Here is a 26,991-nt window from a genome sequence, read left to right on the forward strand (position 1 = left end):
CGGCCGGGCCGTTCGGGGCGCCTGCCGTTGCTTGGAGGCGCGCCTATAGCGCTCGGATTCGGGGTCCGCAAGCGGGATTCGTATGTCGTGCTGTTTGGCTTTGGCGGGGAAGCTGCTAGGGGCGCTGCAATCCTACTCTTTTCGAATGTGTGACCGTGGCCACTCCGCTCGACAAACTGCGTAATTTCTCGATCATCGCCCATATCGACCATGGCAAGTCGACGCTGGCCGACCGGCTGATCCAGCGGACCGGCGGCCTCGCCGAGCGCGAGATGTCGGCACAGGTGCTCGACAATATGGATATCGAGAAGGAACGCGGCATCACCATCAAGGCGCAGACCGTGCGCCTCGAATGGAAGGGCCATGTCCTGAACCTGATGGACACGCCGGGGCATGTCGACTTCGCCTATGAAGTGTCGCGGAGCCTTGCGGCGTGCGAGGGCGCGCTGCTGGTGGTCGATGCGGCGCAGGGAGTCGAGGCGCAGACGCTGGCGAACGTCTATCAGTCGATCGAGCATGACCATGAGATCATTCCGGTCATCAACAAGATCGACCTGCCCGCCGCCGAACCGGAACGGGTAAAGACCGAGATCGAGGATATCATCGGCATCGACACGTCGAACGCCGTGCTGGCATCGGCCAAGTCGGGCATCGGCATCGACGAGATCCTCGACGCGATCGTGGCGCATATCCCGCCGCCCAAGGGCGATATCAATGCGCCGCTCAAGGCGATGCTGGTCGATAGCTGGTACGACCCGTATCTGGGCGTGGTCATTCTGATCCGCGTGATCGACGGGTCGATCCGCAAGGGCCAGCAGATCAAGTTCATGAATGCCGACACGACGCACCTGGTCGACCGGGTCGGCGCGTTCCGGCCGAAGATCGAGCAGCTGCCCGACCTGGGGCCGGGCGAGATCGGCTTCATCACCGCGCAGATCAAGGAAGTGGCGCAGACGATGGTCGGCGACACGATCACCGACGCCAAGCGCCCGACCGCCGAACCCCTGCCGGGGTTCAAGGAAGTGCAGTCGGTGGTGTTCTGCGGCCTGTTCCCGGTCGATGCCGCCGATTTCGACAAGTTGCGCGAATCGATCAGCAAGCTGCGGCTGAACGATGCCAGCTTCACCTTCGAGATGGAAAGCTCGGCGGCGTTGGGCTTCGGCTTCCGCTGCGGGTTCCTGGGGCTGCTGCATCTGGAGATCATCCAGGAGCGGCTGACGCGCGAATACGACCTCGACCTCATCACCACCGCGCCGTCGGTGGTGTACCAGATCGAGCTGACCCATCCCGATCCGGCGGGCATCACGCAGATCGACCTGCACAATCCGGCCGACATGCCCGACGTCAACAAGATCAAGACGATCAGCGAGCCGTGGATCCAGGCGACGATCTATGTCCCCGACGAGTATCTGGGCGGTATCCTGAAGCTGTGCCAGGACCGGCGCGGCATCCAGATGAACCTGACCTATGTCGGCGGACGCGCGCAGGCGGTGTACGAACTGCCGCTCAACGAGGTCGTGTTCGACTTCTACGACCGGCTGAAGTCGCTGTCGAAGGGCTATGCCAGCTTCGATTACGAACAGATCGGCTATCGCGAGGGCGACCTCGTCAAGATGAGCATCCTGGTGAATGAAGAGCCGGTCGACGCGCTGTCGATGATCGTCCACCGCAGCACCGCCGAGACGCGCGGGCGCGGCATGGTGGAGCGGTTGAAGGAACTGATCCCGCGCCACCTGTTCAAGATCCCGATCCAGGCGGCGATCGGCGGAAAGGTGATCGCGCGCGAGACGATCAGCGCGATGCGCAAGGACGTGACCGCCAAATGCTATGGCGGCGACGCCAGCCGCAAGCGCAAGCTGTTGGACAAGCAGAAGAAGGGCAAGGCGAAGATGCGCGAATACGGGTCGGTCAGCATCCCGCAGGAAGCCTTCATCGCCGCGCTGCGCATGGGTGACGACAACTGAGGCGACAGCGGCGCGGAACCGGCGCCGTTCGTCCAAACGAAAAGGGCCGGCGCTATGGCAAGCGCCGGCCCTTTTTGTGTCGGGAAGCGACGCCCTTAGGCGAGGATGCGCATCACCATCTGAACGGTCAGCGCGACACCCGCCCAGCCCAGCGCGGTCATGCCGGCGAGGGTGACGATCGTCGTACGACCCGAATACTTGCTGTGCATCCTCTCAACCCTCCTGTTTTTCTCTTGCGACAAACTGTCCCAAAAAAACGACGATTGCAAATTTATGAAAGGCGCAAATCGGACGAAACCTGCTGCGATCAGGCCATATTTCGTCACAATTCCGGAAGCGTTGCTGCGGTGCAAAATCGTTGATGTGGAGGGCATTGTTCTAAAATGGTACAAATGCCGACAGGTCATTTCGCAGCTGCGATGTTGCGTTTTCCGTACGGGACGAGCCGAAACTATTTTTTCACGGCAGTCAGGAAACTGACAGAATCGGCGCTCCGCCAGCCGATCTGCGCACGGAATCGTGGGAATCGGGAAGTCGGTCAGGAACTTCCGGGCACTACGAGGGTTGGGCGCTAAGGAAAATTTTATCCATAGCAGGAGCAGCCGATGGCCGAATCCGATTCGAATCCCGCCGCCGCCGCGACCGAGCGGATGCGTGTCGCCGGCAGCGCGATGACCGAGCAGGGATCGCAGCTCGGCCTGACCATCTTGTCGCAGGCGGAAGCGAATACGCAGGAGGCATTCCGCGCGATGCGCGCGGCGGCGCAGGCCAGCGACCTGAACGAGGTGATGCGCATCCAGTCGGACTATCTGCGCGACCAGGGCGCACGATCGATGGCCCAGGCGCGCGAAGTGAGCGAGATGATCGCCAATTTCGGCCGCAACGCCATCGGGCAGATGACCGGGCGCAATTGATCGCCGGCCCCGGGCGGGCGGTGTGATGAAGGGGGGACGATGATCCGGCGATTGGTATTCGCGCTGGCGGGCCTGTTGCTCGCCGCGCCGGCGAGCGCGCAGTCGCGCCCGCCGATCGTGCTGGCGGCCGCCAGCCTGCAGGAATCGATGAACGCCGCCGCCGATGCCTGGGCAAAGCGCGGCCATGTCCGCCCGACGCTGTCCTTCGCCGCCAGTTCGGCGCTGGCGCGGCAGGCGGCGGCGGGGGCGCCCGCCGACCTGTTCATGTCGGCCGATGTCGAATGGATGGACGATCTCGACCGGCGCGGGCTGTTGGCGAAGGGCAGCCGGGTCAATCTGCTGGGCAACCGGCTGGTGCTGATCGCACCGGTCGACAGCCGGGTGCGCGTGACCTTGCGGCCGGGCGTCGATCTGCGCCCGGCGCTCAGCGGCGGGCGGCTGGCGATGGCCGATCCCGATGCGGTGCCCGCCGGACGCTATGGCAAGGCGGCGCTGACCCGGTTGCGGGCATGGGACGGCGTGGCGCCGTCGGTGGTGCGGGCGGAGAATGTCCGGGCGGCGCTGGCGCTGGTCGAACGCGGTGCGGCACCGCTCGGCATTGTGTACGCGACCGATGCGAAGGCGTCGACCAAGGTGCGCGTGGTCGGCGTGTTCCCGGCCGCCAGCCATCCGCCGATCACCTATCCCATCGCCCGGCTGAAGGCTTCGCAGAATGTCGAGGGCGAGCGGTTCCGCCGCTTTCTGGTCAGCCCGGCCGGCAAGGCGATCTTCGTTCGGTACGGATTCAGCCCGCGCTGATGCCGGATGGCGCCGAATGGGCGATCGTCCTGCTGTCGCTCAAGATCGGTGGCGTGGCGATGCTGGCGGCATTGCCGGTCGCCTATGCGCTCGCCTGGGTGCTGGCGCGGGGGCGGTTTCCGGGCAAGGTGCTGATCGACGGGATCGTCCATCTGCCGCTGGTGCTGCCGCCGGTCGTCACCGGTTGGCTGCTGCTGCTGGCGTTCGCGCCGGCCGGACCGGTCGGCCGGTGGCTGGAGGCGTGGTTCGGGGTCAGCGTGCTGTTCCGCTGGAGCGGGGCGGCGATCGCGGCGGCGGTGATGGCGCTGCCGCTGATGGTACGCGCCATCCGCCTGTCGATCGAGGGCGTCGATCGGCGGCTGGAAAGCGTGGCGCGGACGCTGGGCGCCAGTCGGGCGCGGGTGTTCTGGAGCGTGACCGCGCCGCTCAGCCTGCCCGGCGTGCTGGCGGGAATGGTGCTGGGGTTCGCCCGCGCGCTGGGCGAGTTCGGCGCGACGATCACCTTCGTATCGAACGTGCCGGGCGAGACCGCGACGCTGCCGCTGGCGATCTATAGCGCGTTGCAGGTGCCGGGCGGCGAGGCGAGCGTCGTGCGGCTGGCCGTCATGTCGGTCGCGCTGTCGCTGATCGCGCTGGTCGTGTCGGAATGGCTGGTGCGGCGGGGCGGGCGGAGGGTCCATGTCCTTTGACATCGACGTGACCGTCCGGCTGGGCGAGGCGGTGGTCGGTGCGGTCGTGCCCGACGACGGACAGGATAGCGGGCTGACGGTGTTGTTCGGCCCGTCGGGCGTGGGCAAGTCGAGCGTGCTGAACATGGTCGCCGGGCTGCTGCGACCGGCGGCGGGCCATGTCCGGGTCGGCGGCGTCACGCTGTTCGATGCGGCGGCGGGGATCGACGTGCCGGTGCCGGTGCGGCGCTGCGGCTATGTGTTTCAGGAGCCGCGGCTGTTCCCGCACCGCCGGGTCGCGGCCAATCTACGCTATGGCATGGGGCGCGGCGCGCCGCCGATCGGCTATGACGACATGGTCGCGCTGCTCGGGTTGAAGGACTTGCTTCACCGCTGGCCGGCGACGCTGTCGGGGGGTGAGGCGAAGCGGGTGGCGATCGGGCGGGCGCTGCTGTCGGGCGCGCGGTTCCTGTTGATGGACGAGCCGCTCGCCTCGCTCGACCGGGCGCGGCGCGAGGAGGTGATGGCGACGATCGAGCGGCTGCGCGACGCGCTGCGCCTGCCGATCCTGTACGTCACCCACGATGCGGCGGAGGCAGAGCGGCTGGCGACACGGATCGTCGCGATGTGACCATCATGCCGCCGCAATCCCGAAGCGATATCGCATCCGTAACGATCGGGAGTGCGGTGATGCGGTTGGTGATGGCGGGCATGGCGTTGTCGGTAGCGGCTCCGGCGACGGCGCAGGACGTCCAGCCGGACGGTCCCGATATCGTCGTCACCGCCGGCAAGCCGCTGAAGCTGGATGCGAAGGTGTTGCGCGCGGGGCAGCGCCGCTTTGCCGAGGATCGCGCGATGCTGTCGCCCGAGGGAAGCCTGCGGTTCGAACTGTGGCGCGGCGGGCGGCGGATACCGGCGGGGATGGTGCCGATCGTGCTGAGCGACGGCAAGGGGCACGACCTGCCGGTCACGATCGACGGCGACGGGCGGATGGTGTTCGCGAGCCTTCCCGAGGGGCGCTGGTTCCTGACCGCACCGGCGCAATCGCAGGGGATGCATCTGCGGCCGATCGTGCTGTCGCGCGGCACCACGACCGAGGACCGGCGGCTGGGCGATATCCGGGCGCAATGCCATGTGATGATATTGATGGGAAAGGCGCAGGCCACGCTGCTGGAATGGCCGCTGATCGGCCTGTTCGAGGCGGTCGGCGCCTGCGAAAGCAAACGGTTCCATATGTTCCATCAGGCCGAGCATCCGATCGCCAGCGCGAAGGCGATGACACCGCACGGCGAACGGGAACTGCGCCTTTCCGAAAAGGGTACGTCCTATGTGCCGCCCATGTCCGATCGGACGCTCGGCAACGATGTGCGGGTGCGGATCGCCTATCGCTGATCGTCGCTGCCGGGCATCGGCACGCGGGCGCTTTGCCCGCCGCGGGTGAAATAGGCGGCGTCGATGGCGAGGCTGCGCAACTGCCAGCCGTCGATGCTGTCGCCCGGCGACAGGGTGCGGGTGCCGTCGCTACCGCGGACCATTGCCACCGCGTCGCGACCGAGGCGACCGACCACGCCCAGCAGCTCCGGCGTATCGGCGGGGAGCGCGTCGGTGGCGGGCGGCGCGAACAGCGTGCGGGCAAAGGCGGCACGGAGCGGCGGCGGGGGCGCGGGGGCGGCGAGCGGGGCGAGCGCATTCGTCGGCGAAGCGGTCGGAGCCGGTTCGCGCAGCAGCCAGAGCGGCACGGTCAGCGCGACCAGCGCCGCGCCGGCCAGGAGTGCGTGCTGGCGCAGGGTCAGCCCCGCCATGGTGCCACCAGCGTCGCATCGAGCCGCACGCCGCCCGGCGCACTGGTCAGCCGCCATGCCCGCATCCGGATCGCCGGGTGCGTGCGCTCCAGCGTATCGGCAAAGGCGACCACCGCCTTCTCGGTGCCCGACGCGCGGAGGGACAGTTGGGTGAGCGGTGCGGGCGCGGCGGGATCGGGGGCGAGCGTTTCGATCAACACCCCGCCGCGGGCGGCATCGGCACGGACCAGTGCGCCGAGGCGCGCGCGGGCGTCGGCGGCGCTGTCGGCCGGGAAAGCGGAGTCGGCGGTGGCGAGCGGCGGGATGGTGGCGCCTGCGTCGATCCGGGCGGCATTGCGCGCGGCGCGGGCGGCGGCGAGGTCGCCCAGCGCGCCATAGGCGGGGATGGCGAGCAATGCGGCGACGCCGGCTGCGATCAGCGGCAGGCGCGGAGTCATGGGCGCTGCTCCAGCGTGACGCGCATCCGCCCGTCACCATCGGCGCGCGCCTGCGCGGTGGCGCGCAGGCCGGTGAGGACCGGATCGCGCCGTAGCGCGGCGAGCAACCGGTCGGGATCGGGGGCGGCGACCTCGATCGCGATCATGCCGGCCGCATTCCGCTCCGCCCGCAGCAGCGCGGCATCCGGTGGCAGGGCGCGGGCGAGCGATTCGAGCGTGGTGCCAAGCGGCGCCCCGCGCCATGCCTGTTGCAGCAGGGCGCGCGTCTGCTGGGCCGCCGCCTGTTCCGCCATCACCGGGGCGGCGCGGCGGGCGATGGCGCGGCCTTCGTCCTGCGCCCGTGCCGTCAGTATCGCCGCGCCGCCCCAGGTGATGAGCGGGGTGGCGACGATCGCGACGGCGAGCAGGGCGGACACGCGGTCGATCGGCGGGCGGGGTGCGCGCGGGGCAGGGGGCGCGGGGGCGGTGTCGGATCGCGCCGGGCCGCCTCCACCGCGCGATCGAACAGGCTGGGCCGGATCGGCGCGCTGTCATTGGCGGGGCGGGGGTCGGCGGCCATGCCCTGTCCCTACGCCCGCCGTCGCATGCGGCACAAGCCAGTCATCATATTGTCGTCGTTTCGCCATGCCGCTTTCATCGAACCGCAACCGCCCTGTCGCAGCGATGCGCCAACGACAGCCGCAGGGAGGGTGCCGGCACGGTCGGCGTCCAACGAAGCGGGGAATCTCCATGGCGAACAACGACCTGACCATCGGTTATGACGATGGCGATATCGAAACCAATCCGAGCACCGGGCCGAGCCTGCAGGACCTGGTCGACCAGCGTTATTCGCGGCGCCAGGCGCTGCGCGGCGGCGCGTCGACTGCGGCGGTCGCCGTGTTCGGCGGATCGCTGCTCGCCGCATGCGACGACAAGGTCCAGGGCATCGACAATACGCCGCCGGTCGTCGGCGGCACCTCGACCGGCGCGACCAGCGCGGGCCGGGTCGTCACGCTGACCGGGACCGCGACCGACGACAATGCGATCGTCAGCCAGACCTTTACCCAGGTGTCGGGCCCGACCGTCGCCCTGTCGAGCACGACGCCGGGCACCGCGACCTTCATCGCGCCGGCCGTATCGGCGGCGAGCAACCTCGTCTTCCGCTACACCGCGACCGACGTGAAGGGCGCGAGCAGCAGCAGCGACATCACCGTCGCGGTATCGCCGCCGGCGCTGGGCTTCACCGCCGTCGCCAAGAGCCTGGCCGATGTGGTCAGCATCCCGTCGGACTATACCGCGACCGTGGTGTACCGCCTGGGCGATCCGATCAACGCCGCCACGTCGGCCTTTGCCAATAACGGCACCGACAGCGGCTATTCGGCGCGCGCGGGCGATCATCACGACGGCATGAGCTATTTCGGGCTGGCGGCCAGCGGCACCACGCCCGACGCGAACAATTCTACGCGCGGCCTGCTGGTGATGAACCACGAGAATATCTCGGAACAATATCTCCACGTCGCCGGGCAGACGGTGGTCAACGGCGCGCGGCCGACGTCCGAAGTCGTCAAGGAAATGGAATGCCACGGCGTGTCGGTCATTGAGGTGACGCAGAGCTCGGCCGGCTGGAGCTATGTCCAGGGATCGTCGCTGAACCGCCGCATCACCCCCTATACGCCGATGGTGTTCAGCGGCCCGGTGAAGGGCAGCGCGCTGCTGTTCACCGCCTATTCGCCCGACGGCACGGCGGGACGCGGCACGATCAACAACTGCGCCAACGGCCATATGCCGTGGGGCACCTACATGACGTGCGAGGAAAACTGGGCGGGTTATTTCCGGCGCGACAGCGGCGACAATGCGCAGCGCACCGCGCTGGTCGGGGCCAAGTCGACCCAGGCGTTCACCCGCTATGGCCTGTCGCAGCGCAGCGGCAATTACGGCTGGACAACGGCGGCCGAAGCGACCGCCGGCGCGACGCTGATCGGCAAGTTCAACGCGACGATCGACCCGACCAAGCCGGTGAGCGGCACCGGCGATTTCCGCAACGAGCCGAACCAGTACGGCTGGTGCGTCGAGATCGATCCCTATGATCCGACCTCGACCCCGCGCAAGCGCACCGCGCTCGGCCGCATGAACCATGAGGGCTGCTGCCCCGGCCGCGCCATCGCCGGCGTGAAGCCCGCCTTCTACATGGGCGACGACGCGCAGAACGAATATATCTACAAGTTCGTGTCGAACACGGCCTGGGTCGCGGCGGATGCGACCGCCAGCAACCGGCTGGCCATCGGCGACAAATATCTTGATTCGGGCACGCTGTACGTCGCCAGGTTCAATGCCGATGGTTCGGGCGAGTGGATCGCGCTGGTGTTCGGGCAGAACGGCCTGACCGCCGGCAACGCGCTCTATCCCTTCGCCGATCAGGCCGATGTGCTGACCCATTGCCGTCTGGCGGGCGATGCGGTGGGCGCCACCCGGATGGACCGTCCGGAATGGACCGCGGTCAATCCGGCGACCGGCGAGATGTACTGCACGCTGACCAACAACTCGTCGCGCTCGCCGGCGCAGGTCGATGCCGCCAACCCGCGGTCCTATATCGACCCGAAGGTCAACAGCACGTCGCGTTCGACCGGCAACGCCAACGGCCATATCATCCGCCTGCGCGAAGCCGGCGACACGACCGAGGCGACGCGCTTCACCTGGGACGTCTATGCCTTCGGTGCGGGATCGGACCTCGACCCGACCAACATCAACCTGTCGGGCCTCGACGCCACCAACGACTTTTCCAGCCCCGACGGGCTGTGGTTCGGCAAGCCGTCGAACGCGTCGGGCCAGGTCACGCCGGTGCTGTGGATCCAGACCGATGACGGCGCGTACACCGACGTCACCAACTGCATGATGCTGGCGGCGATGCCGGGCAGCGTCGGCGATGGCGGCACGCGCACCATCACCAATACCGGCGTGTCGGCGACCAGCACCGCGACGACCCGCATCGGCAAGGCGCCGGGCACCGCGCTGCGCCGCTTTCTGGTCGGACCGGTCCAGTGCGAGATCACCGGCATCGAATCGACGCCGGACGGCCGGTCGCTGTTCGTCAACATCCAGCATCCGGGCGAAGGCGGCAATTTCGACAAGCCGACGAGCAACTGGCCGGCGCTCCCGACCAGCGGCAGCAGCGTGATCCCCGCGACGTCGGCCGGCACCGCGGGCACCCGTCCGCGTTCGGCGACGATCGTCATCACCAAGAAGGACGGCGGCGTCGTCGCGCTGTAACCGACCTGCCCAGCGCAGTCGGGACGGGCGGTGGTCTGAGGACCGCCGCCCGTTTTGCGTTCAAAGTTCACTAAGTTCACACTCGTGACGTTTTGCGCGTCGGGCGGGTTCTGGTTGGTTGGGTGCGGGCGCGGGCAGGGGATGCATCGTGCCAGCGGCGCGGCGTGTAGGAAAGTCCGGGGGGGCGGGGGCGCGTCTCAACGCCCGGATTTATCCGGGGTCCCGCTTCTTGGCGGCCGAAGAAGGAGAAGCGGGACCCCGGGTCTAGCCCGAGGTGACGGTTGGTGCGGTGGTTCCGCTCAGTAAATTCCGTCGATTTCCATCGTCAGGCGCGGGGCAGGGGGATTAAGGAGCAGGCTGCGCTTGTCGCCCTGCAGCACCTCGTCGCGACGCAGCCGGTCGTAGCGCGCGCGCGCCGCTGCCGACGCATCCGCGCCGTCGCGCAGGATGGTCGGTTTCAGGAACACGAACAGGGTGCGCTTCTGGCGGCTTTCGGTGCGGCCCTTGAACAGTTCGCCGATCACCGGAAGGCTGCCGAGGATCGGCACCTGGCTGCGGAGCCGCTGATAATCGTCGCTGGTCAGGCCGCCGAGCACGATCGTCTGGCCATTGTCGGCTAGGACGGTGGTGTTGGCTGAGCGCTTGTTGGTGATGATGTCGGCCGCACCACTGACCTGGGTCGGGGCGATAGAGGATGCTTCTTGGCTCACCTCCAGCCGGATCGTGTCGCCGGCATTGATGCGCGGCAGGACGCGGAGGGTAATGCCGACGTCCTTGCGTTCGATGGTGGTGTAGGGGTTGGCGGTGCCGTTGCCGGTCAGGATCGAACCCGTCACGAACGGCACTTCCTGCGCCACGACGAACTCGCCGAGCTTGTTGTCGAGCACGGTGATTTGCGGGGTCGAAAGGAGATTGGCCTTGGTCGAGGTGCTGAGTGCCTGCACGAGGATCGAGAAATCGTTGCCGATGCCGATATTGGCGGAGAGGCCGCCGCTCAGTAGGCCGGCGGCGGGTACGCCCAGCACGCCGAGGATCCGGCCGAGCGATGCGCCGCCATTGTCGAACGATGTGCCGGCGCCGCTCACCTGCGTCAGTGCTGCGCCCGCCGTACCGATCTGCACCGCCAGTTGTTCGGCGTCCTGCCCGGTGATCTCCGCGATCGCGGCTTCGATCAGCACCTGCGGGCGGCGGACGTCGAGGTCGGGGATCAGGCGTTCGATCTGGGCGATGGCGGTCGGCGTGCCGCGTACGACGACGGCGTTGATGTCGGGCGCGGGCTGGACGGTGATGTCGGGAGTGGTGAAGCCCTGCGCCGGGGTCGTCTGCTGATTCTGGCCGACGGTGCTGATGCTGCCGCCAACCCCGGTGGCGCCCAGGCCACCCGCGGCACCGGCCAGCGCGCCGGCATTGGTGCCGCCGCTGGCGATCAGGCCCGACAGCGCCTGCCCGGCATTGTTACGCTGGCTGACGGTCGAGAGGCTGCGCGCGACCGGATTCGTCGCCGACTGCTGCTGGCCGAGAATGCCGCGCAACACGTCGGTCACGCTTTCGGCATCGGCGAAGTTCAGGCGGAAGACGCGGGTCGACATGGTCGCGCTGCCGCCGCGTGCGTCGAGCGACTGGGCGATGCGGCGCGCCTCCGCGACGCTGGCGGGCGTACCGCGCACGAGGATGGTGTTGCTGCGCGGATCGCCCGCGACGCGCGCGCCGCCTTCGCCCAGCACCGCCTGCATCGCGGTGGCGATGTCGGCGGCGTTGCCGTTGGTCAGCGTGATGGTGGCGAAGGTCGATCCGCCGCCGCCGTCGAGCGACCGGGCCAGCGCCTCGATCCGGCGGACATTGTCGGCATAGTCGGTGACGACGATCGCATTGGGCTGGGTCAGCGGCTCGACGCTGCCGAAGCTGGCGACCAACGGCCGCACGATCCGCGCGGCATCGGCCGAGGGGACGTTCGAGAGGCGCACCATCCGCGTGGTCAGTTCCTGCCCGCCGACGCCGCGCGTGCGCACCCCGCCGTCGCGCACCGCATTGGCCTGCGGAATGATGCGCCATGCCGATCCGGAGCGGACGGCGGCGAAGCCGTTGGCGCGCAGCACCGACTGGAACAGCTCCCACACGCCCGCCGGGGACAGCGGTTCGGCGGAGGTGACGGTCACCTGCCCCTTGACGCTAGGGTCGAGGATCAGCGTGCGGCCGGTGATGCGGCTGATCTGATCGGCGACGTCGGCGATCTCCACGCCGCGCATGTTGACGACGATGTCGGCGGCCTGGGTCTGAGCGATAGCCGGCGACAGGCTGGTTGCGGCGAGCGCGAGGGAGAGGAAGGCGGAGGCGAAGCGGTGGCGCACGGGGAAGACCCTAACGGATGGGAATGGAGACGGTGATCGGCTTGCCGTCGCGAAGGATGGTGACCTGCGCCTGCCCCGATGCGGCGGCGCTGGCGATGGCCGCATTGACCGCCGACGGGTCGGTCATGGCGGCGCCGTTGACCGACTGGACGACATCGCCCTGCCGCATGCCCGGCGGGGCGTTGGCGCCGATGGCATAGCCGCCCGCGACCGGCGTGGCGTTGAGGCGCGAGAGGACCGCCTGCGCCGATGGCGGCGGCGGGGCGGCGGCGGCGGGTGCGGGCGGGGCGAGCGGCTGTCCGGGCGCAGGCGCGGGGCGGTGCCCGGCGTCGGCGTCGCCTGACCGAAGGGATCGGGGAAGGCGAGATATTCCAGCCGCCCGCCATTGTTCAGGATGATGCGGTCGCGGCGGATTTCGGTCACCTGCGCGCCAGCCAGCGCGTCGCCGACCTTGTACGGCTTGGCCGGTTCGTTGCCGAGCGACACGAACGAGATCGACAGTTCGGCCGGGCGGGCGAAGACGACGCCCTTCAGGATCGCCTGAATGCCGGTCGGCGAGGTCGCATCGGCGGCGGTCGGGCTGCCGAAGGGCGACCAGGCGATGGCCGGGCCGCTGTCGACCGTCACCGCACGGGCGCGCGCTTCGGAAGGCACGGTGATCGCGCCGGTATCGGCGTGGCCCGCGATCCGCCAGACGAGGCCGGCGAGCGCGAAGGCGACCGACACGATCGCGGCGGCGGCGAGCCAGTCGACCCAGCGTTCGCGGAAGCGAAGGCGTTCGACGACGATCATGCCGCGTCCTTGCGCAGGAAGCCGTCGAGCCGGGCCATGGGCGCAGCTTCGCCGACGGGGGCGACGGTGATCGTCACCCGGTCGAGCGCGGGGTCGCTGGTCGCGGTCCGGTTCACGCCCACGCTCCATTGCCGCCCCAGCATGTCCACCGTTTCCCCATTCGCCTCCGGCGTCCCCACTTCCAGATCGGCCAGCCGGTTTTCGGCGACCCACATCGCGATCGCGCGCCGTTCGACGCCACGGGTCGAATCGATGTGCTGCTCGACCGCGCCGATCAGCCCTACCGTGGCGATCGCCAATACCGCCAGCGCCACCATTGCCTCGATCAAAGAAAAGCCGGCTTGTGGTTCCTCCCCGCTGCGCGGGGAGGGGGACCGGCCGCACGCCGGTGGAGGGGCGTCGCGGCGCAACGCGACGGTTACGCGGGCGGACACCCCCCTCCACCATGCTGCGCATGGTCCACCTCCCCGCGGAGCGGGGAGGATCATGGGGTCACCTTCGTGGCGCGGGCGGTCACGCCGTCATACTGCACCCGCCAAGTCTGGTCGCCGCCGGTCACCGTCGCGCCGAGCGGTTGCCCGGTGCCGTCGACGCCCAGGATCACCGGTGGCGCGGTGTCGAGTGCCATGACCATGCCGCCTGGCAGGGTATGGAATGCCAGCGCGTCGTCGGTGATCGGCGTCAGCCCGCGCGGGCCGACCCGGGCGAAGCCATAGCCATGGGTGTCGGTGGTCAGCGCGATGAGCTGGTCGCCGAGCATCGCATCGTCCGCCGCCGCTTGCAGCCGGACGGCGAGGCGGCGGGCTTCCGCTTCAACGTTCGGCGCGCGGGTGGCACTGCCGATGCCGAGGCTGACCGCCCCCGCCGCTACGCCGATGATGGCGAGGACGATCAGCATTTCGATCAGGGTCATGCCGGATTCGGAATCACGGTCCGTCACGCCCGCGCAGGCGGGGGGCCATACACACCGACCGTGCGACTCTATCGCAGGCGTCGGCGGCAATGGATTCCCGCCTGCGCGGGAATGACGGAGGAAGGACTGACTCAGCGGGTCGTCCCGTCGATATCGGCGTCCAGCCCCTCGCCACCCGGCTTGCCGTCCTTGCCGAGCGATTTGATCGTAAAGCGCCCGCCGGTCGATTCGTAGACGTACGGATTGCCCCATGGGTCCTGCGGCATCTGCGACAGATAGCCGTCGGGCGGATAGGCGCCGGGGACGGGCGGCTGTGTCGGTTTCTCGACCAATGCCTTCAGCCCCTGTGTCGTCGTCGGGTAATCGCCATTGTCCAGCCGGTACATTTTGAGCGCGGCGGAAATCGACTTGATGTCGGTGCCGGCGGTCGTCACCCGCGCCTGATCGGGGCGGTTGATGACGTTGGGCACGATCAGCGCGGCGACCAGCGCGATGATCGCCAGCACGACGATCATTTCGACCAATGTCAGCCCCGCCTCGCGGTCGGGGACAGAAACCTTGCGGGCGGCGGGGTTCGCGGCCAAGGTGTCACGAAACTTTCGGAATAAGATGCGCATCCACGCCCCAATGCGTCCACACGATGAAGCCATTGTGACAATCGAACCCGCCCCCGCCGGTCCGGCCGCCGGCGTGTGGGCTGTCGCGGGCGGCGAAGCCATATTAGTCGATGGGACGGTGGCGGCAACAACCTTGCTCGTGCCGTCCGAATCGGTCCTTCTCCTCGCCGTCGACCTGCCGCTGCCCAACCGGGCGAAACGGCTGGCGGCGTTGCCCTTTGCGATCGAGGACCGGATCGCCGACCCGATCGACGCGGTGCATCTGGCGCTCGGCGATGCGGCCGGCGACAAGCGCTATCTGGTGGCGGTGGTCCGGCATGGGGTGATGGCCGAATGGCTCGCGTTCGCTGAGGCGGCGGGTATCGCCGGGGCGGCGTTCGTGCCCGATGCGCTGATGCTGCCGGTGCCGGTCGAGGGGTGGAGCGTCGATGTGACGGCCGGGCGCGCGCTGGTCCGCGCCGCCGACGGCACCGGATTCGCGCTGCCGCTCACCATGCTGGTGGCGGCATGGGAGGCGGCGGGGCGGCCGAAGGTGGCGGCGTCGGGCGATCCCTTGCCCGAAGCGATGGCGGGGGATGGCGCGGCCTTTCCGCTTGCCTCGCTGGCCGACCGGGTCGCGGCGGCGCCGATCGATTTGCGGCAGGGGGCCTATGCCCGCCGCCGGACGGCATGGCCGAGCACGACGCGCAAGGTCGCGATGATCCTTGGGCTGGCAGCGCTGGCGCATGGCGTGATCGCGGTGGCGGATACGCTGATGCTGCAACGGATCGCCGAGCGGCGTTACGACGCGCTGCAGCAGCTGGTCGCGACGACCGCGCCGGCGGTGCCGACCGGGGGCGATGATTTCATGGTGCGGGTCGCCGACCTGCTGCCGCGCCCGACCGGCACCAACCGCTTCGTGCCCTTGCTGTCGCGCGTCGGCGGGGCGCTCAGCCCGATCGGGCCGGTGCTGGTGGTGCGGAGCATGAATTTCGAAGGAAATGCGCTGACCATCGACTGTGAATCGCCCGAAACCGGCATGGCCGACCGGGTCCGCGCCGCCCTGTCCGCAGCGGGCGTCGCGGCGCAGGTCGTCGTGGCCCCCGGCGGAACGCTGCGCATCGTGGCGCGCGGCGCATGATCGTGCTGCTCAAACGCAACGCCCGGATCGAGGCGGCGCTGGGTCGCTTCGACAGCTGGTGGCAGGGGCTGTCGACGCGCGAGCGGGTGCTGGTCGGGACGCTGGCGGCGCTGCTGGCCGGGGTCGTGCTGGTCTATGGCGTGGTGAAGCCGGTGCAGGCGGCGCGGGCGCAGGCGCGAGCCGATATTCGCCAGGCCGAGACGCTGATGGCGCGGGTGCGCGCCGCCGGGCGGCTGGAAAGCGCGCCGCAAACGATCGCCGCCGGGCCACCGCAGGCCGTCATCAGTTCGACCGCCGCGACCGCCGGGTTGCAGCCGGTCGTGGCGGAGGCGAACGGTGCGATCACTGCGACGCTGACCGATTCGCCCTATCCGGCGGTGGTGACATGGCTGAGTTCGGTCGCGTCGACCAGCACCATCGGCGTGCGGCGGGTGTCGATGCAACGCGGCGCGACGTCGGGCCGGGTCAATGCGAGCGTGGAGTTCCAGCCGTGACCGACACGCTGCTCCATGCCGAACCGATGCGGCTGCCCTATGGCTATGCGCGCAAGGGCGGCGTGCTGATCCGGCTGGGCAAGGCGGGCATGGAATGCGTCCACCGCGCCGACGCGACGCTGGACGCGATGCTGGAGGTGCAGCGGGTCGCGCCGGGCATCCCGTTCGTGGCGCTGGACGACGGTGCGTTCGATGCGGCGTTGCAGGCGAGCTATGGCGGCAGCGCATCGACCGCCGCCGACATCGAACTGGCCGAAACCGATCTCGCGGCACTGGCCGACAGCGCCGCAGCGGTCGACGACCTGCTCGACGCGCGCGACGACTCGCCGGTCATTCGCCTGATCAATGCGCTGCTGCTGGAGGCGATCAAGGAAGGCGCGTCGGACGTGCATGTCGAGACGCAGGAGAAGCGCCTGGTCGTCCGTTTCCGCATCGACGGCGTGCTGCGCGATATCGTCGAGCCGCCCCGCGCGCTCGCCCCGCTGCTGGTCAGCCGGATCAAGGTCATGGCGAAGCTCGATATTGCCGAGCGCCGCACGCCGCAGGACGGCCGCGTGACGCTGCGCATCGGCGGGCATGACGTCGACGCCCGCGTGTCGACCATGCCGACGCAGCATGGCGAGCGGGTAGTGCTGCGCCTGCTCGAACGCGGGGGTATGATGCTCGACCTCGCCGGCCTTGGCATGTCGGAGCGCGACGAGAGCGTGTTCGCACGGTTGCTCGAACGGCCGCACGGGTTGCTGCTGGTGACCGGGCCGACCGGTTCGGGCAAGACGACGACGCTCTATACCGCGCTGACCCGGCTGAACGATCGTCGCCGCAACGTGATGACGGTCGAGGACCCGATCGAATATGAGCTGGCCGGCATCGCGCAGACCCAGGTCAATCCGCGCACCGACATGACGTTTGCGCGGGGACTGCGCGCGATCCTGCGGCAGGACCCCGACGTCATTATGGTCGGCGAGATTCGCGATCAGGAAACGGCGCAGACGGCGGTGCGGTCGTCGATGACCGGGCATTTCGTGCTGTCGACGCTGCACACCAACACCGCGATCGGATCGGTCACGCGGCTGATCGACATGGGGGTCGAACGCTATCTGCTGGCACCGATGCTGGTCGGGCTGGTCGCGCAGCGGCTGGTGCGGCGGTTGTGCGTCGAATGCCGCTGGCAGGATCGCGCGACCGAGGCGGACAGCGTGCTGCTGGGCGGGGCGATCAAGCCGGGCAAGAAATTGTGGCGCAAGGGCGGCTGCGAGGCGTGCCACCACGAGGGCTATCGCGGGCGTGCCGGGCTGTACGAGGTCGTCGCGGTCGACGACCGGTTGCAGGCGATGATCCATAACGGCGTGGCCGAGGCGGAACTGGAGCGGGCGGCGCGGGTGGATAATCCGGCGTTGCTGGATGATGGCGTGGCGAAGGTGCGGGCCGGGGTGACCACGGTCGAGGAGGTCGCGCGGGTCGTGCGGGATGAGGGGTGATTTCCAACACCCTTAGTCTCACCCGTTTGGTTCGAGTAGCGATCGAGTTTGTCGAGAGCGCGTATCGAGAACGGGGTCCTGCTGGGCAGGAGTTCTCGACGGACGCTTCTCGACAGGCTCGAAGCTGCTCGAACCAAACGGGAATTTTGACGGGGGTAGGCCGGTGACAGCCTACACCTACCGCGCCGCCTCCCGCACCGGCGCCACCGTCAAGGGCGTCATCGAAGCGTCCAGCCCCGCCGCCGCCCGCGCGCTCTTGCGCGAGCGCGGCGAACTTCCGCTGTCGGTCGAGGAAGCGGCGGAAAAAGGTCCGAAGCTCGGCAGTGTCCAGCTGCCCCGGCTGTTCCGGCGCGGCGTGTCGGCCAAGGCGCTGGCGACGCTCACCCGGCAGATCGCGACGCTGGTCGGCTCCGATATCTCGATCGAGGAATCGCTGCGCATCGTCGCGGGGCAGGCGGACAATGCCGCGGTCAATGCGCTGCTGCTCGACGTGCGCGCCGCGATCCTTGACGGGCGCAGCTTCGCGCAGGGGCTGGGGCGGCATCCCAAGGCGTTTCCCGAATTTTACCGCGCGTCGGTGGCGGCGGGGGAACAGTCGGGGCGGTTGCCCGACGTGCTCAACCACCTCGCCAATTTCGTCGAGACCCGGCAGGCCAATGGGCAGAAGATGCAGCTGGCGTTGCTGTACCCGGCGCTGCTGGCCAACGTCAGCTTCGGCATGATGGTGTTGTTGATGGTCTATGTCGTGCCCGACATCGTCCGCGTGTTCGTGTCGCGCGGGGCGGAACTGCCGTTCCTGACGCGAGCGCTGATCGCGCTGTCGGCGTTCATCCAGAAGTACGGGCTGGTCGTCGCGGTCGCGGCGCTGGTGCTGTTCCTGATCGGTGCGCGCTGGTTGCGGGTGCCGGCCAACCGGCTGCGGGTCGACCGGCGGCTGGCGACGCGCCGGCCGTTCCGCCGGTTCAGCCGCCAGCATAATGCGGCGCGCTTTGCGGGCAGTCTCGCCACGCTGGTCGGCAGCGCGGTGCCGCTGGTCGAGGCGCTGCACGCCGCCGCCGCCGTCACCCCCAACCGCTTCGTGCGCGACAAGGCGCTGACCGTCGCGGCGCGGGTGCGCGAAGGCTTGTCCTTGCGCGCGGCGATGGCGGAGGCGGAGATTTTTCCGTCGATGCTGGTGGCGATCGTCGCTTCGGGCGAGACGTCGGGCAAGCTGGCTTCGGCGCTCGACCGCGCGTCGGGCGAATTGGAGCGCGAACTCGACGCGCTGGTCGCGACGCTGGTGGCGCTGGTCGAACCGATGGTGCTGCTGCTGATGGGCGGGCTGGTGCTGATGATGGTGCTGGCGATCCTGCTGCCGATCATCAACCTGAACAATCTGGTGTCGATCTGACAGCCCTATCCCCGTGCAGGCGGGGATCCAGGGTCGCCGGCGCGGCCGTTTGTGGCTCTGGACCCCCGCCTGCGCGGGGGTACGGTTCGCCTTTGGCAGGTGCGCGTGCTACCCGGTGATCGTATAGCAACAAGGAACTGCCATGACCGACCTCGCCCGCATCGTCGCCGAGGTGACGGAGGAGATCACCACCAACGCCGCCGAGATCGAGCAGGCGGCCGATGCCGGTCTCGACTATCCGCCCGACTGGTTCGGCATGGCGGTGGCGACGCCGGATGGTGGGCTGTTCCATGGCGGCTATTCGCATATCCGCTTTCCGGTGCAGAGCATCGCCAAGGTCTTCGCGCTGGAACTGGCGCTGGAGGCGTGCGGGGACAAGGTGTTCAAGCGGGTGGGACGCGAGCCGTCGGGCGATCCGTTCAATTCGATCGTCGACCTCGAACGCAACAAGGGCGTGCCGCGCAATCCGTTCATCAACGCCGGCGCGCTGGTGGTGTGCGACATTCTGGTCGAGCATAAGGGCGACGATGCCTCGGCACGGGCGGTGGTCGAGTTCGTGCGGCGGGAGGCGGGCCTTGGCGAGGTCGTCCTGAACGACGACGTGCTGGAAAGCGGGCGCAAGGGCGGCGACCTGAACCGTGCGATGATGAGCTTTGCCAAGCATCACGGCAATCTGCATTGCGACATCGACGAGGTGATGGAAGCCTATGTCCATCAATGCGCGATCGAGCTAAGCGCGCAGTCGCTGGCGAAGGCGGGGCTGTTCCTGACCCGCACCGCGCGCACCGGCGATGCAGAGGACGACAAGCGCGCCAAGCGGACGCGGCGGTTGCTGTCGCTGATGACGACCAGCGGGCAATATGACGGGTCGGGCGACTTCGCGTACCGCGTCGGGCTGCCGGCGAAGAGCGGCGTGGGTGGCGGTATCCTCGCCATCGTGCCGCAGGTCGCGTCGATCGCGGTGTGGTCGAACAATCTCGACCGGCAGGGAAATTCGATCCTGGGGGTGAGGGCGCTGGAGTTGCTGGCGGACAAGGCGGATTGGTCGGTGTTTGGGTGATCATATCCGTTCGTCCTGAGTAGCCATTGAGCTTGTCGAAAGGGCGTATCGAAGGACCGCGACAGGTACTTCGATACGGGTTTTCGACTTCGCTCGGCCCCTACTCAGCACGAACGGTTGTGTTTACGCTTCCGCCCGTCCGCCCCCCTTCCGTTTGCTTCGAGCGGAGGTTCGAGCCTGCCGAGAACCGTAGTCGAGAAGGGGGTTGTTCCAGGCAACCGGGAGTTCTCGACGGACGCTTCTCGACAGGCTCGAAGCTGCTCGAACCGAACGGGGTAAGGAGCAGGTCAGTTACCCGACTGCGGCCCCAGCAAATCCAGCACCGCTGCGGTCATCGCGATCGTTCCTGTCACGATCGATGGCTCCGGCGCGACCTTGAACAGTGGCGAATGGTGCGACGGCACCGGCGCCCCGCCATTCCGGGCCGCGACGATGTCCGCCATCGGCGTGCCGCCGACCGCGAAATAATAGCCTTTTACCTTGGAATCGGGCTGGACCAGATAGGCGAAGTCCTCCGCGCCCATGCCGGTCTGTTCGAACGGCACGACATTCTTCGGGCCCAGCGTCGCCGCCATCACCGCGTTGAGGCGGCGGGCGAGGGGGCCGTCATTGATCGTGGTCGGCGTGCCCTCGATCACCTTGGCGGTCGGCATCTTGTCGGCGGGCATGCCGTTCAGCGTGCCGATGCCGGTGGTCACACGCTGGATGCCGTCGAGCAGTTGCTTGCGCGTGCCCTCGTCATTGGCGCGGACGGTCACCTGCAATTTGGCCATGTCGCTGATGATGTTGTGCTTCAGCCCGGCATGGAACGAGCCGACGGTGATGACGCCCGGGTCGAGCGGCTGGCGTTCGCGGCTGATCAGGCCCTGCAAAGCGATCACCAGCTGCGACGCCATATAGACCGGGTCCTTGCCGGCATGCGGACTGGCGCCGTGCGCGCCGATGCCGGGGACGTCGATGTCGACCGAGTCCGACGACGAATACTGGATGCCCTCCGACGCCGACACCATCCCCGCCGGCAATCCGGCGGCGACGTGGAAGGCGAGCGCGTAATCGGGCTTGGGAAAGCGACTGTAAAGGCCGTCGGCGAGCATCGCCTTCGCCCCGCCGACGCGTTCCTCGGCAGGCTGGACGATGAAGACGATCGTACCCTTCCACCGGTCCTTCAGCGCCGCCAGCCGGCGGGCGGTGCCGACCATCGCGGTGATATGGGTGTCGTGGCCGCAGGCGTGCATCACCGGTGCCTCGACCCCGTCGACGCCGACCTGTCGCGCCTTGCTGGCATTGGGCAGGCCCGATTTCTCCTCGACCGGCAGGCCGTCCATGTCGGCGCGGACCAGCACGGTCGGCCCGGGGCCGTTCTTCAATACGCCGACGACGCCGGTGCCGCCGATGCCGGTGGTGACCTGCATCCCGGGCACGGCGCGCAGCTCGGTCGCCATGCGTTCGGCGGTCTTCACCTCCTTGAACGACAATTCCGGATTGCGGTGGAACCAGTCCCACATGCTGCCCAGCGACACCTTGTAATCGGCGCGCACCGCTGGGGCCCAATCGGGTTCGGCCATGGCCGGCGTCGTGGCGAACAGGCAGGCGGCGGTGGCGATCAGTTTGCGCATGGTTCGGGTCCCCTTTGGGGCGTCAAGCTATCGGGTTCGGGGCGGGTGTCGAGAGGGTTTCGGTTCGGGCGAAGGTTGCGAAGAAGAAGGTCGTTTTCGCGCGGAGGCGCGGAGGCGCGGAGCAGGTTTCGTGACCGGCCAGCGCTTGTCCCGCCCCGAACGTCACCCCAGCGCAGGCTGGGGTCTCCTGGTTGTGAAGCGCGCGCCTCGCCGCGCAGATGCCAGCCTTCGCTGGCATGACGATATCCGGCGTTCGGCGGCGCAACGAGGGACGGTTCCACCAGCGCAACCCCTCCGCGTCTCCGCGCCTCTGCGCGAACCAGTTCCTTCTTCTTCGCGCCGTCGTGTGAATCGCAAAACCGGCCACCCCGAATGTTGCCGTCCCGTTCTGCGACACCCATATTCGGACCCATGGCGATCATGATCCGCACCGACCTGTCCGAGCCGGAAACCGGGCAGACCTTCATCCCCCACCGCCCGGCCCGGCCGGAGAAGGTGGATGCGGGCAAACGCTTCGTCATCAAGTCCGATTACCAGCCCGCCGGCGACCAGCCGACCGCGATTCGGGAACTGGTCGCGGCGGCGAAGGGGGGGGAGAAGGATCAGGTGCTGCTTGGCGTTACCGGGTCGGGCAAAACCTTTACCATGGCCAAGACCATCGAGGAATTGCAGCGCCCGGCGCTGATTCTCGCGCCGAACAAGATACTTGCGGCGCAGCTGTACGGGGAAATGAAGTCGTTTTTCCCCGACAATGCCGTCGAATATTTCGTCAGCTATTACGACTATTACCAGCCCGAAGCGTACGTTCCGCGTTCGGACACGTACATCGAGAAGGAAAGCTCGACCAACGAGGCGATCGACCGGATGCGCCACTCGGCCACCCGCTCGCTACTCGAGCGCGACGACGTCATCATCGTCGCGTCGGTGTCGTGCCTGTACGGTATCGGATCGGTCGAAACCTATTCGGCGATGATCTTCGACCTGAAGAAGGGCGATGTCGTCGACCAGCGCGAGATCGTGCGCAAGCTGGTCGCGCTGCAATACAAGCGCAACGACGCCGCGTTCCAGCGCGGCAATTTCCGCGTGCGCGGCGACAGCCTAGAGCTGTTCCCGTCGCACTATGAGGACAGCGCGTGGCGTATCACCTTTTTCGGGGACGATATCGAGGAGATTACCGAGTTCGACCCGCTGACGGGCAAGAAGATCGCCAATCTCAATTCGATCCGCGTCTATGCGAACTCGCACTATGTCACCCCCGGCCCGACGCTGAAACAGGCGGCGGAGGCGATCAAGCATGAGCTGGCCGAGCGGCTGAAGGAACTAGTGACGGAGGGCAAGCTGCTGGAGGCGCAGCGGCTGGAACAGCGCACCAATTTCGACCTGGAGATGATCGCCGCCACCGGTAGCTGCGCGGGGATCGAGAATTACAGCCGCTTCCTGACCGGCCGCCTGCCGGGCGAGCCGCCGCCCACTTTGTTCGAATATCTGCCCGAGAACGCGCTGCTGTTCGTCGATGAAAGCCACCAGACGATCGCCCAGATCAACGGCATGTCGCGCGGCGACCATCGCCGCAAGATCACGCTGGCCGAGTACGGATTCCGCCTGCCCAGCGCGATCGACAACCGCCCCTTGCGCTTCAACGAATGGGACGCGATGCGCCCGCAGACGGTGTGCGTGTCGGCGACGCCGGGCGATTGGGAAATGGAGCAGACCGGCGGCGTGTTCAGCGAACAGGTCATCCGCCCGACCGGGCTGATCGATCCGCCGATCACGATCCGCCCGGTCGAGGAACAGGTCGACGACCTGATCCACGAGGCGAAGGAGACGGCGAAGCTCGGCTATCGCACGCTGGTCACGACCCTCACCAAGCGCATGGCCGAGGATCTGACCGAGTTCATGCATGAGGCGGGCCTGAAGGTCCGTTACATGCACTCGGACGTCGAGACGCTGGAGCGTATCGAGCTGATCCGCGATTTGCGGATGGGGGTGTACGACGTGCTGGTCGGCATCAACCTGCTGCGCGAGGGCCTCGACATTCCCGAATGCGGGCTGGTCGCGATCCTCGATGCCGACAAGGAAGGGTTCCTGCGCTCCGAAACCTCGCTGATCCAGACGATCGGCCGCGCGGCGCGCAACGTCGACGGGCGGGTGATCCTCTATGCCGACCGCATCACCGGCAGCATGGAGCGCGCCATCGCCGAGACCGATCGCCGTCGCGAAAAGCAGCGGGCGTATAACGAGGCGCACGGCATCACGCCGACCACGATCAAGCGCCAGATCGGCGACATCATCGCCGACGTCGCGTCGCGCGATCAGGTGACGGTGGAGATCGACGAAGAACGGCCGCATATGGTCGGCCATAACCTGCGGTCCTATATCGAAAGCCTCGAAAAGCAGATGCGCGAGGCGGCGGCGAACCTGGAGTTCGAGACTGCCGGGCGGCTGCGCGACGAAATCCGTGCGCTCGAAAGCGAGGAACTCGGCCTGCCGGCGAGCGAGCACAAGGCGCCGGTCATGGGGCGGTCGAACGAGGGCAAGCCGGGGACGCGCAAGACGCGCTATGGCAAGCAGAAGGCGATGCGGATGGCCGGCGGGGGCGGGCGGCGGCGGTAGTTCGCCTGTCGTTCGCGCGAAGTCGGGAATCCATAAACGTCGTCGTAGCGGCTGGAATCGCAATGCCAGCGCATCTGGCCACCCGCCTTCGCCGGGGTGACGACGGAGCAACTGTCCTCATCCCGGCGAAGGCCGGGATCCATTGTGTCGGGTGTTCTCGGCTCCATCGCGACGTTCCGTGACCATGGATTCCGGCTTTCGCCGGAATGACGAAGGGGACGAAGGACGGCGCAGGGCGGCCCCATCCCCGGTTGAGGCTGCCGCCCGCATCGCCCATAAGGGGGGCATGCGTATCCTGTTCCCCCTTTCCGCCGTCATCCTGCTGGCCGGGTGTGTACCGCCCGGTGCGCCGCCCGGGACCGAAGAGGTGCCGGCGCCCGCACAACGTCCGGTGCCGGTCCGGCCGACTCCGGTGGCACCGGTCGCCGACTGGCGCGACCTGCCGCGTACGCCGGGCGACTGGCAATATCGGGGCTTAAGCGGCGGATCGGCGGCGAGCTATGGCGTGCGCGGTGCCGCGCCGCTGGCGACGCTGACCTGCGACCGGGGGGCGGGTCAGGTGACGATGCTCTTTGCCACCGCGCGCCCCGTCGCCGGCCCCGTCACGATCCGCACGACCAGCACACAGCGGACACTGAACGTCCAGCTGATGGCGGGCGGGGTCGGGGTGGCGCTGCCCGCCAGCGACCGGTTGCTCGACGCGATCGGGTTCAGCCGGGGGCGGTTCGTGGTCGAAGGGACGCCGGTCGGGCGCCTGGTCCTGCCCGCCTGGGCCGAGGTGCTGCGCGTGACCGAGGATTGCCGCCGCTGATGCGGGGGCGGGCGCTGGTCGCGCTGCTGGCGCTGGCAGGCTGTTCGAGCGAACCGCCGCCGCCTGCGCCCAAGCCCACTGCCCGCGCGACACCCGCACCCCGCCCGACTCCGTCGCCGCGTGTGCTCAGGCCCGGGCAGTTGCCGACGCCCGAACTGGACGGGGCGGTGTCAGTGACCGGAACGTGGTCGGCGAAGCCCGGCGCGGCGACCTTTTCCGACGAGCAAGGCATCGTCTTCGCGATTCGCTGCGACCGGTCGGGCCGGCAAATCCTGCTTTCGCGCGGCCCCTTCGAGGGCGATTCGATCCGCCTGTTCACCGATGACGCCGCTGCGACCTTTCCGGCACAGATGGTCGACGGCGCGTTGGAGGCGGCGGTCAGCACCGGCCAGACCTTCCTCGACGCGCTGGCCAAGGCGGAGCGGTTCGGGATCACGTCGGGCAAGACCCCGGTGCTGCAGGTGCCCGGCAACAAGGCGATCGGTGCGGTGGTGCGGGGATGTCGCCCGGCGGGGCGCTGAACGCGGCCCGGGCGGTCGAGTATGGCGGAAACATCGTGCAATACAAGTCTTGTACGCAGGCCGCGGATGCCCCACGTTCGGGATGCGCACCGGTCGGTGCGTAACGGCTTTAACTAGCGAAAGGAGGTGATCCGATGTCTCATGGTTCAGCAATGGGGTCGGTTCAGTTCGTTCGGGAGACGCGCCGCTAAAGCGGGTCGGCCGCGTGCGGGGGGTATCCTCCCCCAGTCAACGCCGTGGCCCCATGCAAGCGGCTCGCATGGTCTCCCGGGCTGGAGCTTCCGGCCGCTGACCATGCTTGAGGTCGCCGGGCGTCGAGAGACCCCGGCGGCCTCTTTCATATTTGGGCGCGGGCGATCGTAACGGTCGCGACCGACCAACGACAGGTGGTTACCGTTCTCGTCATCCCGGACTTGATTCGGGGGGCCGCTGTATCGCCGACGTCGCAGAAGAAGCGGGACCCCGGATTAAGTCCGGGGTGACGGTGGAGCGGTTTTCCCGACGTCCCACAGACGTCGCCCCAGCGAAGGCTGGGGCCTCGAGCGGCTCTTGTCCCGTACGGTCATGGGGAGATTTGCCGGGGCGGGCCGGCGACGGTTACTTCGCCAGCACCCGATGCCCCGCCGCGAGGGTGATCGCCACCAGCGACCCGCCGACGATATTGCCCGCCGTCGCCAGTAACAGATTGCCGAGCAGCGGCCCGACCGGCACCGCCGCATGGTCCAGCGCCCAGGCGATCGGCAGCAGCGTCATGTTCGCCACCGAATGTTCGAACCCCGCCGCGACGAACAGCGTGACCGGGCCGATCACGGCGGCGATCTTGCCCGCGACGGTCTTGGCCCCCGTCGCCATCCAGACCGCGAGGCAGACCAGCATGTTGGCGAGCACGCCCGATGCGAGGAGTTCGCCCCAGTCCTTCGCCAGCTTGGTATCGGCGGTCTTCAGCGCCGCCTGTGCGACCGCGCCGTCGATCGCCTGCGGAGCGCCCGATGCGACGAACAATGCCGCGATGGCGAGGCTGCCGATCAGGTTCGCGACCCACACCACGCTCCAGTCGCGCAGCGTCTCGCCGATGCCCAGCCGATCCTGCGCGGCGGGCAGGACCAGCATCGTGTTGCCGGTGAACAGCTGCGTGCCCGTGACCATCACCAGCATCAGCCCGACCGAAAAGGCGATGCCCGACAGCAATCGCGTCCCGCCACCCGGCGTCATCCCGGCCTGCGCGACCAGATAGCCGATCGCACCGAAGCCGATCTGCGCCCCCGCCGCGATGCCCAGCAGGACCATCGCGCCGAGCGGCGGGCTGGTCTTGGCCAGCATGGCGTCGTCGACGCTGTCGGCCAGCGTGTCGGCGGTTGCGTCGTCCTGCGCCATGGCATGTCCTCTCCT

General features: G+C 68.3%; 25 protein-coding genes. 15 read left to right on the forward strand and 10 right to left on the reverse strand.

Annotation, left to right across the window (positions count from 1 at the left end; all coding sequences use genetic code 11):
• Window positions 1–155: 155 nt before the first annotated feature.
• From lepA to PPZ50_RS05965, 6 genes are all read left to right on the forward strand, one after another.
• Window positions 156–1,964 (forward strand): translation elongation factor 4, encoded by a 1,809-nt coding sequence (gene lepA / locus PPZ50_RS05940; RefSeq protein WP_066693741.1) that lies wholly within the window; start codon window positions 156–158, stop codon window positions 1,962–1,964.
• Window positions 1,965–2,569: 605 nt separating this feature from the next.
• On the forward strand, window positions 2,570–2,878 hold the full coding sequence (locus tag PPZ50_RS05945; RefSeq protein WP_066693708.1) for a phasin family protein: 309 nt from the start codon (window positions 2,570–2,572) through the stop codon (window positions 2,876–2,878).
• A 39-nt stretch (window positions 2,879–2,917) separates the two neighbouring features.
• Window positions 2,918–3,676, forward strand: coding sequence for a molybdate ABC transporter substrate-binding protein (gene modA, locus PPZ50_RS05950; protein WP_066693706.1), 759 nt, complete (start codon window positions 2,918–2,920; stop codon window positions 3,674–3,676).
• Window positions 3,676–4,365, forward strand: a complete 690-nt coding sequence (modB, locus tag PPZ50_RS05955) for a molybdate ABC transporter permease subunit (RefSeq protein ID WP_066693703.1) — start codon at window positions 3,676–3,678, stop codon at window positions 4,363–4,365. Before modA ends, modB begins: the two co-directional genes overlap by 1 nt.
• Window positions 4,355–4,975, forward strand: coding sequence for an ATP-binding cassette domain-containing protein (locus tag PPZ50_RS05960; protein ID WP_066693701.1), 621 nt, complete (start codon window positions 4,355–4,357; stop codon window positions 4,973–4,975). The genes modB and PPZ50_RS05960 overlap by 11 nt, the downstream gene beginning before the upstream one ends.
• A 56-nt stretch (window positions 4,976–5,031) precedes the next feature.
• The gene (locus PPZ50_RS05965) at window positions 5,032–5,736 is read left to right on the forward strand and encodes a hypothetical protein (protein WP_272815739.1); all 705 of its coding nucleotides are present in this window, start codon (window positions 5,032–5,034) and stop codon (window positions 5,734–5,736) included.
• On the opposite strand, the gene PPZ50_RS05970 is transcribed toward PPZ50_RS05965, so the two are convergent.
• Genes PPZ50_RS05970 through PPZ50_RS05980 form a run of 3 tightly spaced genes read right to left on the reverse strand, consistent with a single transcriptional unit; the run spans window position 5,727 to window position 6,999 of the window.
• A complete protein-coding gene (locus PPZ50_RS05970) occupies window positions 5,727–6,146 on the reverse strand; it encodes a hypothetical protein (RefSeq protein WP_066693694.1) in 420 nt (139 codons plus the stop codon). The two genes, PPZ50_RS05965 and PPZ50_RS05970, sit on opposite strands and share 10 nt — an antisense overlap.
• Entirely contained in the window at window positions 6,134–6,583 is a 450-nt protein-coding gene (locus PPZ50_RS05975; protein WP_066693692.1) for a hypothetical protein, read from the reverse strand. Before PPZ50_RS05975 ends, PPZ50_RS05970 begins: the two co-directional genes overlap by 13 nt.
• A complete protein-coding gene (locus PPZ50_RS05980) occupies window positions 6,580–6,999 on the reverse strand; it encodes a hypothetical protein (protein WP_272815740.1) in 420 nt (139 codons plus the stop codon). The genes PPZ50_RS05975 and PPZ50_RS05980 overlap by 4 nt, the downstream gene beginning before the upstream one ends.
• 313 nt (window positions 7,000–7,312) lie before the next feature.
• Between PPZ50_RS05980 and PPZ50_RS05985 the strand changes: the two genes are divergently transcribed.
• Window positions 7,313–9,829: a PhoX family protein gene (locus PPZ50_RS05985; protein WP_066693688.1), complete on the forward strand. Its 2,517-nt coding sequence runs from the start codon at window positions 7,313–7,315 to the stop codon at window positions 9,827–9,829.
• A gap of 299 nt (window positions 9,830–10,128) precedes the next feature.
• Here PPZ50_RS05985 and gspD read toward each other — a convergent pair whose 3' ends face one another.
• The 5 genes from gspD to gspG form a co-directional block, all read right to left on the reverse strand.
• Complete coding sequence (gspD, locus tag PPZ50_RS05990; protein ID WP_066693686.1) at window positions 10,129–12,177, reverse strand: type II secretion system secretin GspD; 2,049 nt, start codon at window positions 12,175–12,177, stop codon at window positions 10,129–10,131.
• Between the two features lie 123 nt (window positions 12,178–12,300).
• Entirely contained in the window at window positions 12,301–12,969 is a 669-nt protein-coding gene (locus PPZ50_RS05995) for a type II secretion system protein N (RefSeq protein ID WP_272815741.1), read from the reverse strand.
• The gene (gene gspI, locus PPZ50_RS06000; RefSeq protein WP_232308053.1) at window positions 12,966–13,298 is read right to left on the reverse strand and encodes a type II secretion system minor pseudopilin GspI; all 333 of its coding nucleotides are present in this window, start codon (window positions 13,296–13,298) and stop codon (window positions 12,966–12,968) included. The genes PPZ50_RS05995 and gspI overlap by 4 nt, the downstream gene beginning before the upstream one ends.
• Before the next feature lie 155 nt (window positions 13,299–13,453).
• Complete coding sequence (locus PPZ50_RS06005) at window positions 13,454–13,882, reverse strand: prepilin-type N-terminal cleavage/methylation domain-containing protein (RefSeq protein ID WP_066693679.1); 429 nt, start codon at window positions 13,880–13,882, stop codon at window positions 13,454–13,456.
• A 131-nt stretch (window positions 13,883–14,013) separates the two neighbouring features.
• Window positions 14,014–14,499: a type II secretion system major pseudopilin GspG gene (gspG, locus tag PPZ50_RS06010; RefSeq protein WP_066693677.1), complete on the reverse strand. Its 486-nt coding sequence runs from the start codon at window positions 14,497–14,499 to the stop codon at window positions 14,014–14,016.
• Between the two features lie 34 nt (window positions 14,500–14,533).
• Between gspG and gspL the strand changes: the two genes are divergently transcribed.
• The 5 genes from gspL to glsA all read left to right on the forward strand — a co-directional run bounded on the left by gspL (window position 14,534) and on the right by glsA (window position 20,041).
• On the forward strand, window positions 14,534–15,619 hold the full coding sequence (gene gspL / locus PPZ50_RS06015; RefSeq protein WP_232308052.1) for a type II secretion system protein GspL: 1,086 nt from the start codon (window positions 14,534–14,536) through the stop codon (window positions 15,617–15,619).
• On the forward strand, window positions 15,616–16,113 hold the full coding sequence (gene gspM, locus PPZ50_RS06020) for a type II secretion system protein GspM (protein ID WP_066693674.1): 498 nt from the start codon (window positions 15,616–15,618) through the stop codon (window positions 16,111–16,113). The genes gspL and gspM overlap by 4 nt, the downstream gene beginning before the upstream one ends.
• Entirely contained in the window at window positions 16,110–17,591 is a 1,482-nt protein-coding gene (locus PPZ50_RS06025; protein ID WP_420038517.1) for a GspE/PulE family protein, read from the forward strand. The genes gspM and PPZ50_RS06025 overlap by 4 nt, the downstream gene beginning before the upstream one ends.
• 163 nt (window positions 17,592–17,754) lie before the next feature.
• Complete coding sequence (locus tag PPZ50_RS06030; protein WP_066693671.1) at window positions 17,755–18,981, forward strand: type II secretion system F family protein; 1,227 nt, start codon at window positions 17,755–17,757, stop codon at window positions 18,979–18,981.
• 142 nt (window positions 18,982–19,123) lie between these two features.
• Window positions 19,124–20,041 carry a glutaminase A gene (gene glsA / locus PPZ50_RS06035; protein ID WP_066693667.1) on the forward strand — a complete coding sequence of 306 codons (918 nt, stop codon included), beginning with the start codon at window positions 19,124–19,126 and terminating at the stop codon, window positions 20,039–20,041.
• A gap of 287 nt (window positions 20,042–20,328) precedes the next feature.
• Here the strand turns inward: glsA and PPZ50_RS06040 are convergent, their stop codons facing one another.
• Entirely contained in the window at window positions 20,329–21,657 is a 1,329-nt protein-coding gene (locus PPZ50_RS06040) for an amidohydrolase (RefSeq protein ID WP_066693663.1), read from the reverse strand.
• 411 nt (window positions 21,658–22,068) lie between these two features.
• Here PPZ50_RS06040 and uvrB point away from each other — a divergent pair, with 411 nt between their 5' ends.
• From uvrB to PPZ50_RS06055, 3 genes are all read left to right on the forward strand, one after another.
• Window positions 22,069–24,270 (forward strand): excinuclease ABC subunit UvrB, encoded by a 2,202-nt coding sequence (gene uvrB, locus PPZ50_RS06045; protein ID WP_066693660.1) that lies wholly within the window; start codon window positions 22,069–22,071, stop codon window positions 24,268–24,270.
• 286 nt (window positions 24,271–24,556) lie between these two features.
• Window positions 24,557–25,081, forward strand: coding sequence for a hypothetical protein (locus tag PPZ50_RS06050; protein ID WP_066693654.1), 525 nt, complete (start codon window positions 24,557–24,559; stop codon window positions 25,079–25,081).
• Window positions 25,069–25,602: a hypothetical protein gene (locus PPZ50_RS06055; RefSeq protein WP_272815742.1), complete on the forward strand. Its 534-nt coding sequence runs from the start codon at window positions 25,069–25,071 to the stop codon at window positions 25,600–25,602. The genes PPZ50_RS06050 and PPZ50_RS06055 overlap by 13 nt, the downstream gene beginning before the upstream one ends.
• A 597-nt stretch (window positions 25,603–26,199) precedes the next feature.
• Here PPZ50_RS06055 and PPZ50_RS06060 read toward each other — a convergent pair.
• A complete protein-coding gene (locus PPZ50_RS06060; protein ID WP_066693649.1) occupies window positions 26,200–26,976 on the reverse strand; it encodes a formate/nitrite transporter family protein in 777 nt (258 codons plus the stop codon).
• Between the last annotated feature and the right edge of the window lie 15 nt (window positions 26,977–26,991).

It is taken from the genome of Sphingomonas hankookensis, assembly GCF_028551275.1.
GTDB lineage: Bacteria > Pseudomonadota > Alphaproteobacteria > Sphingomonadales > Sphingomonadaceae > Sphingomonas > Sphingomonas hankookensis_A.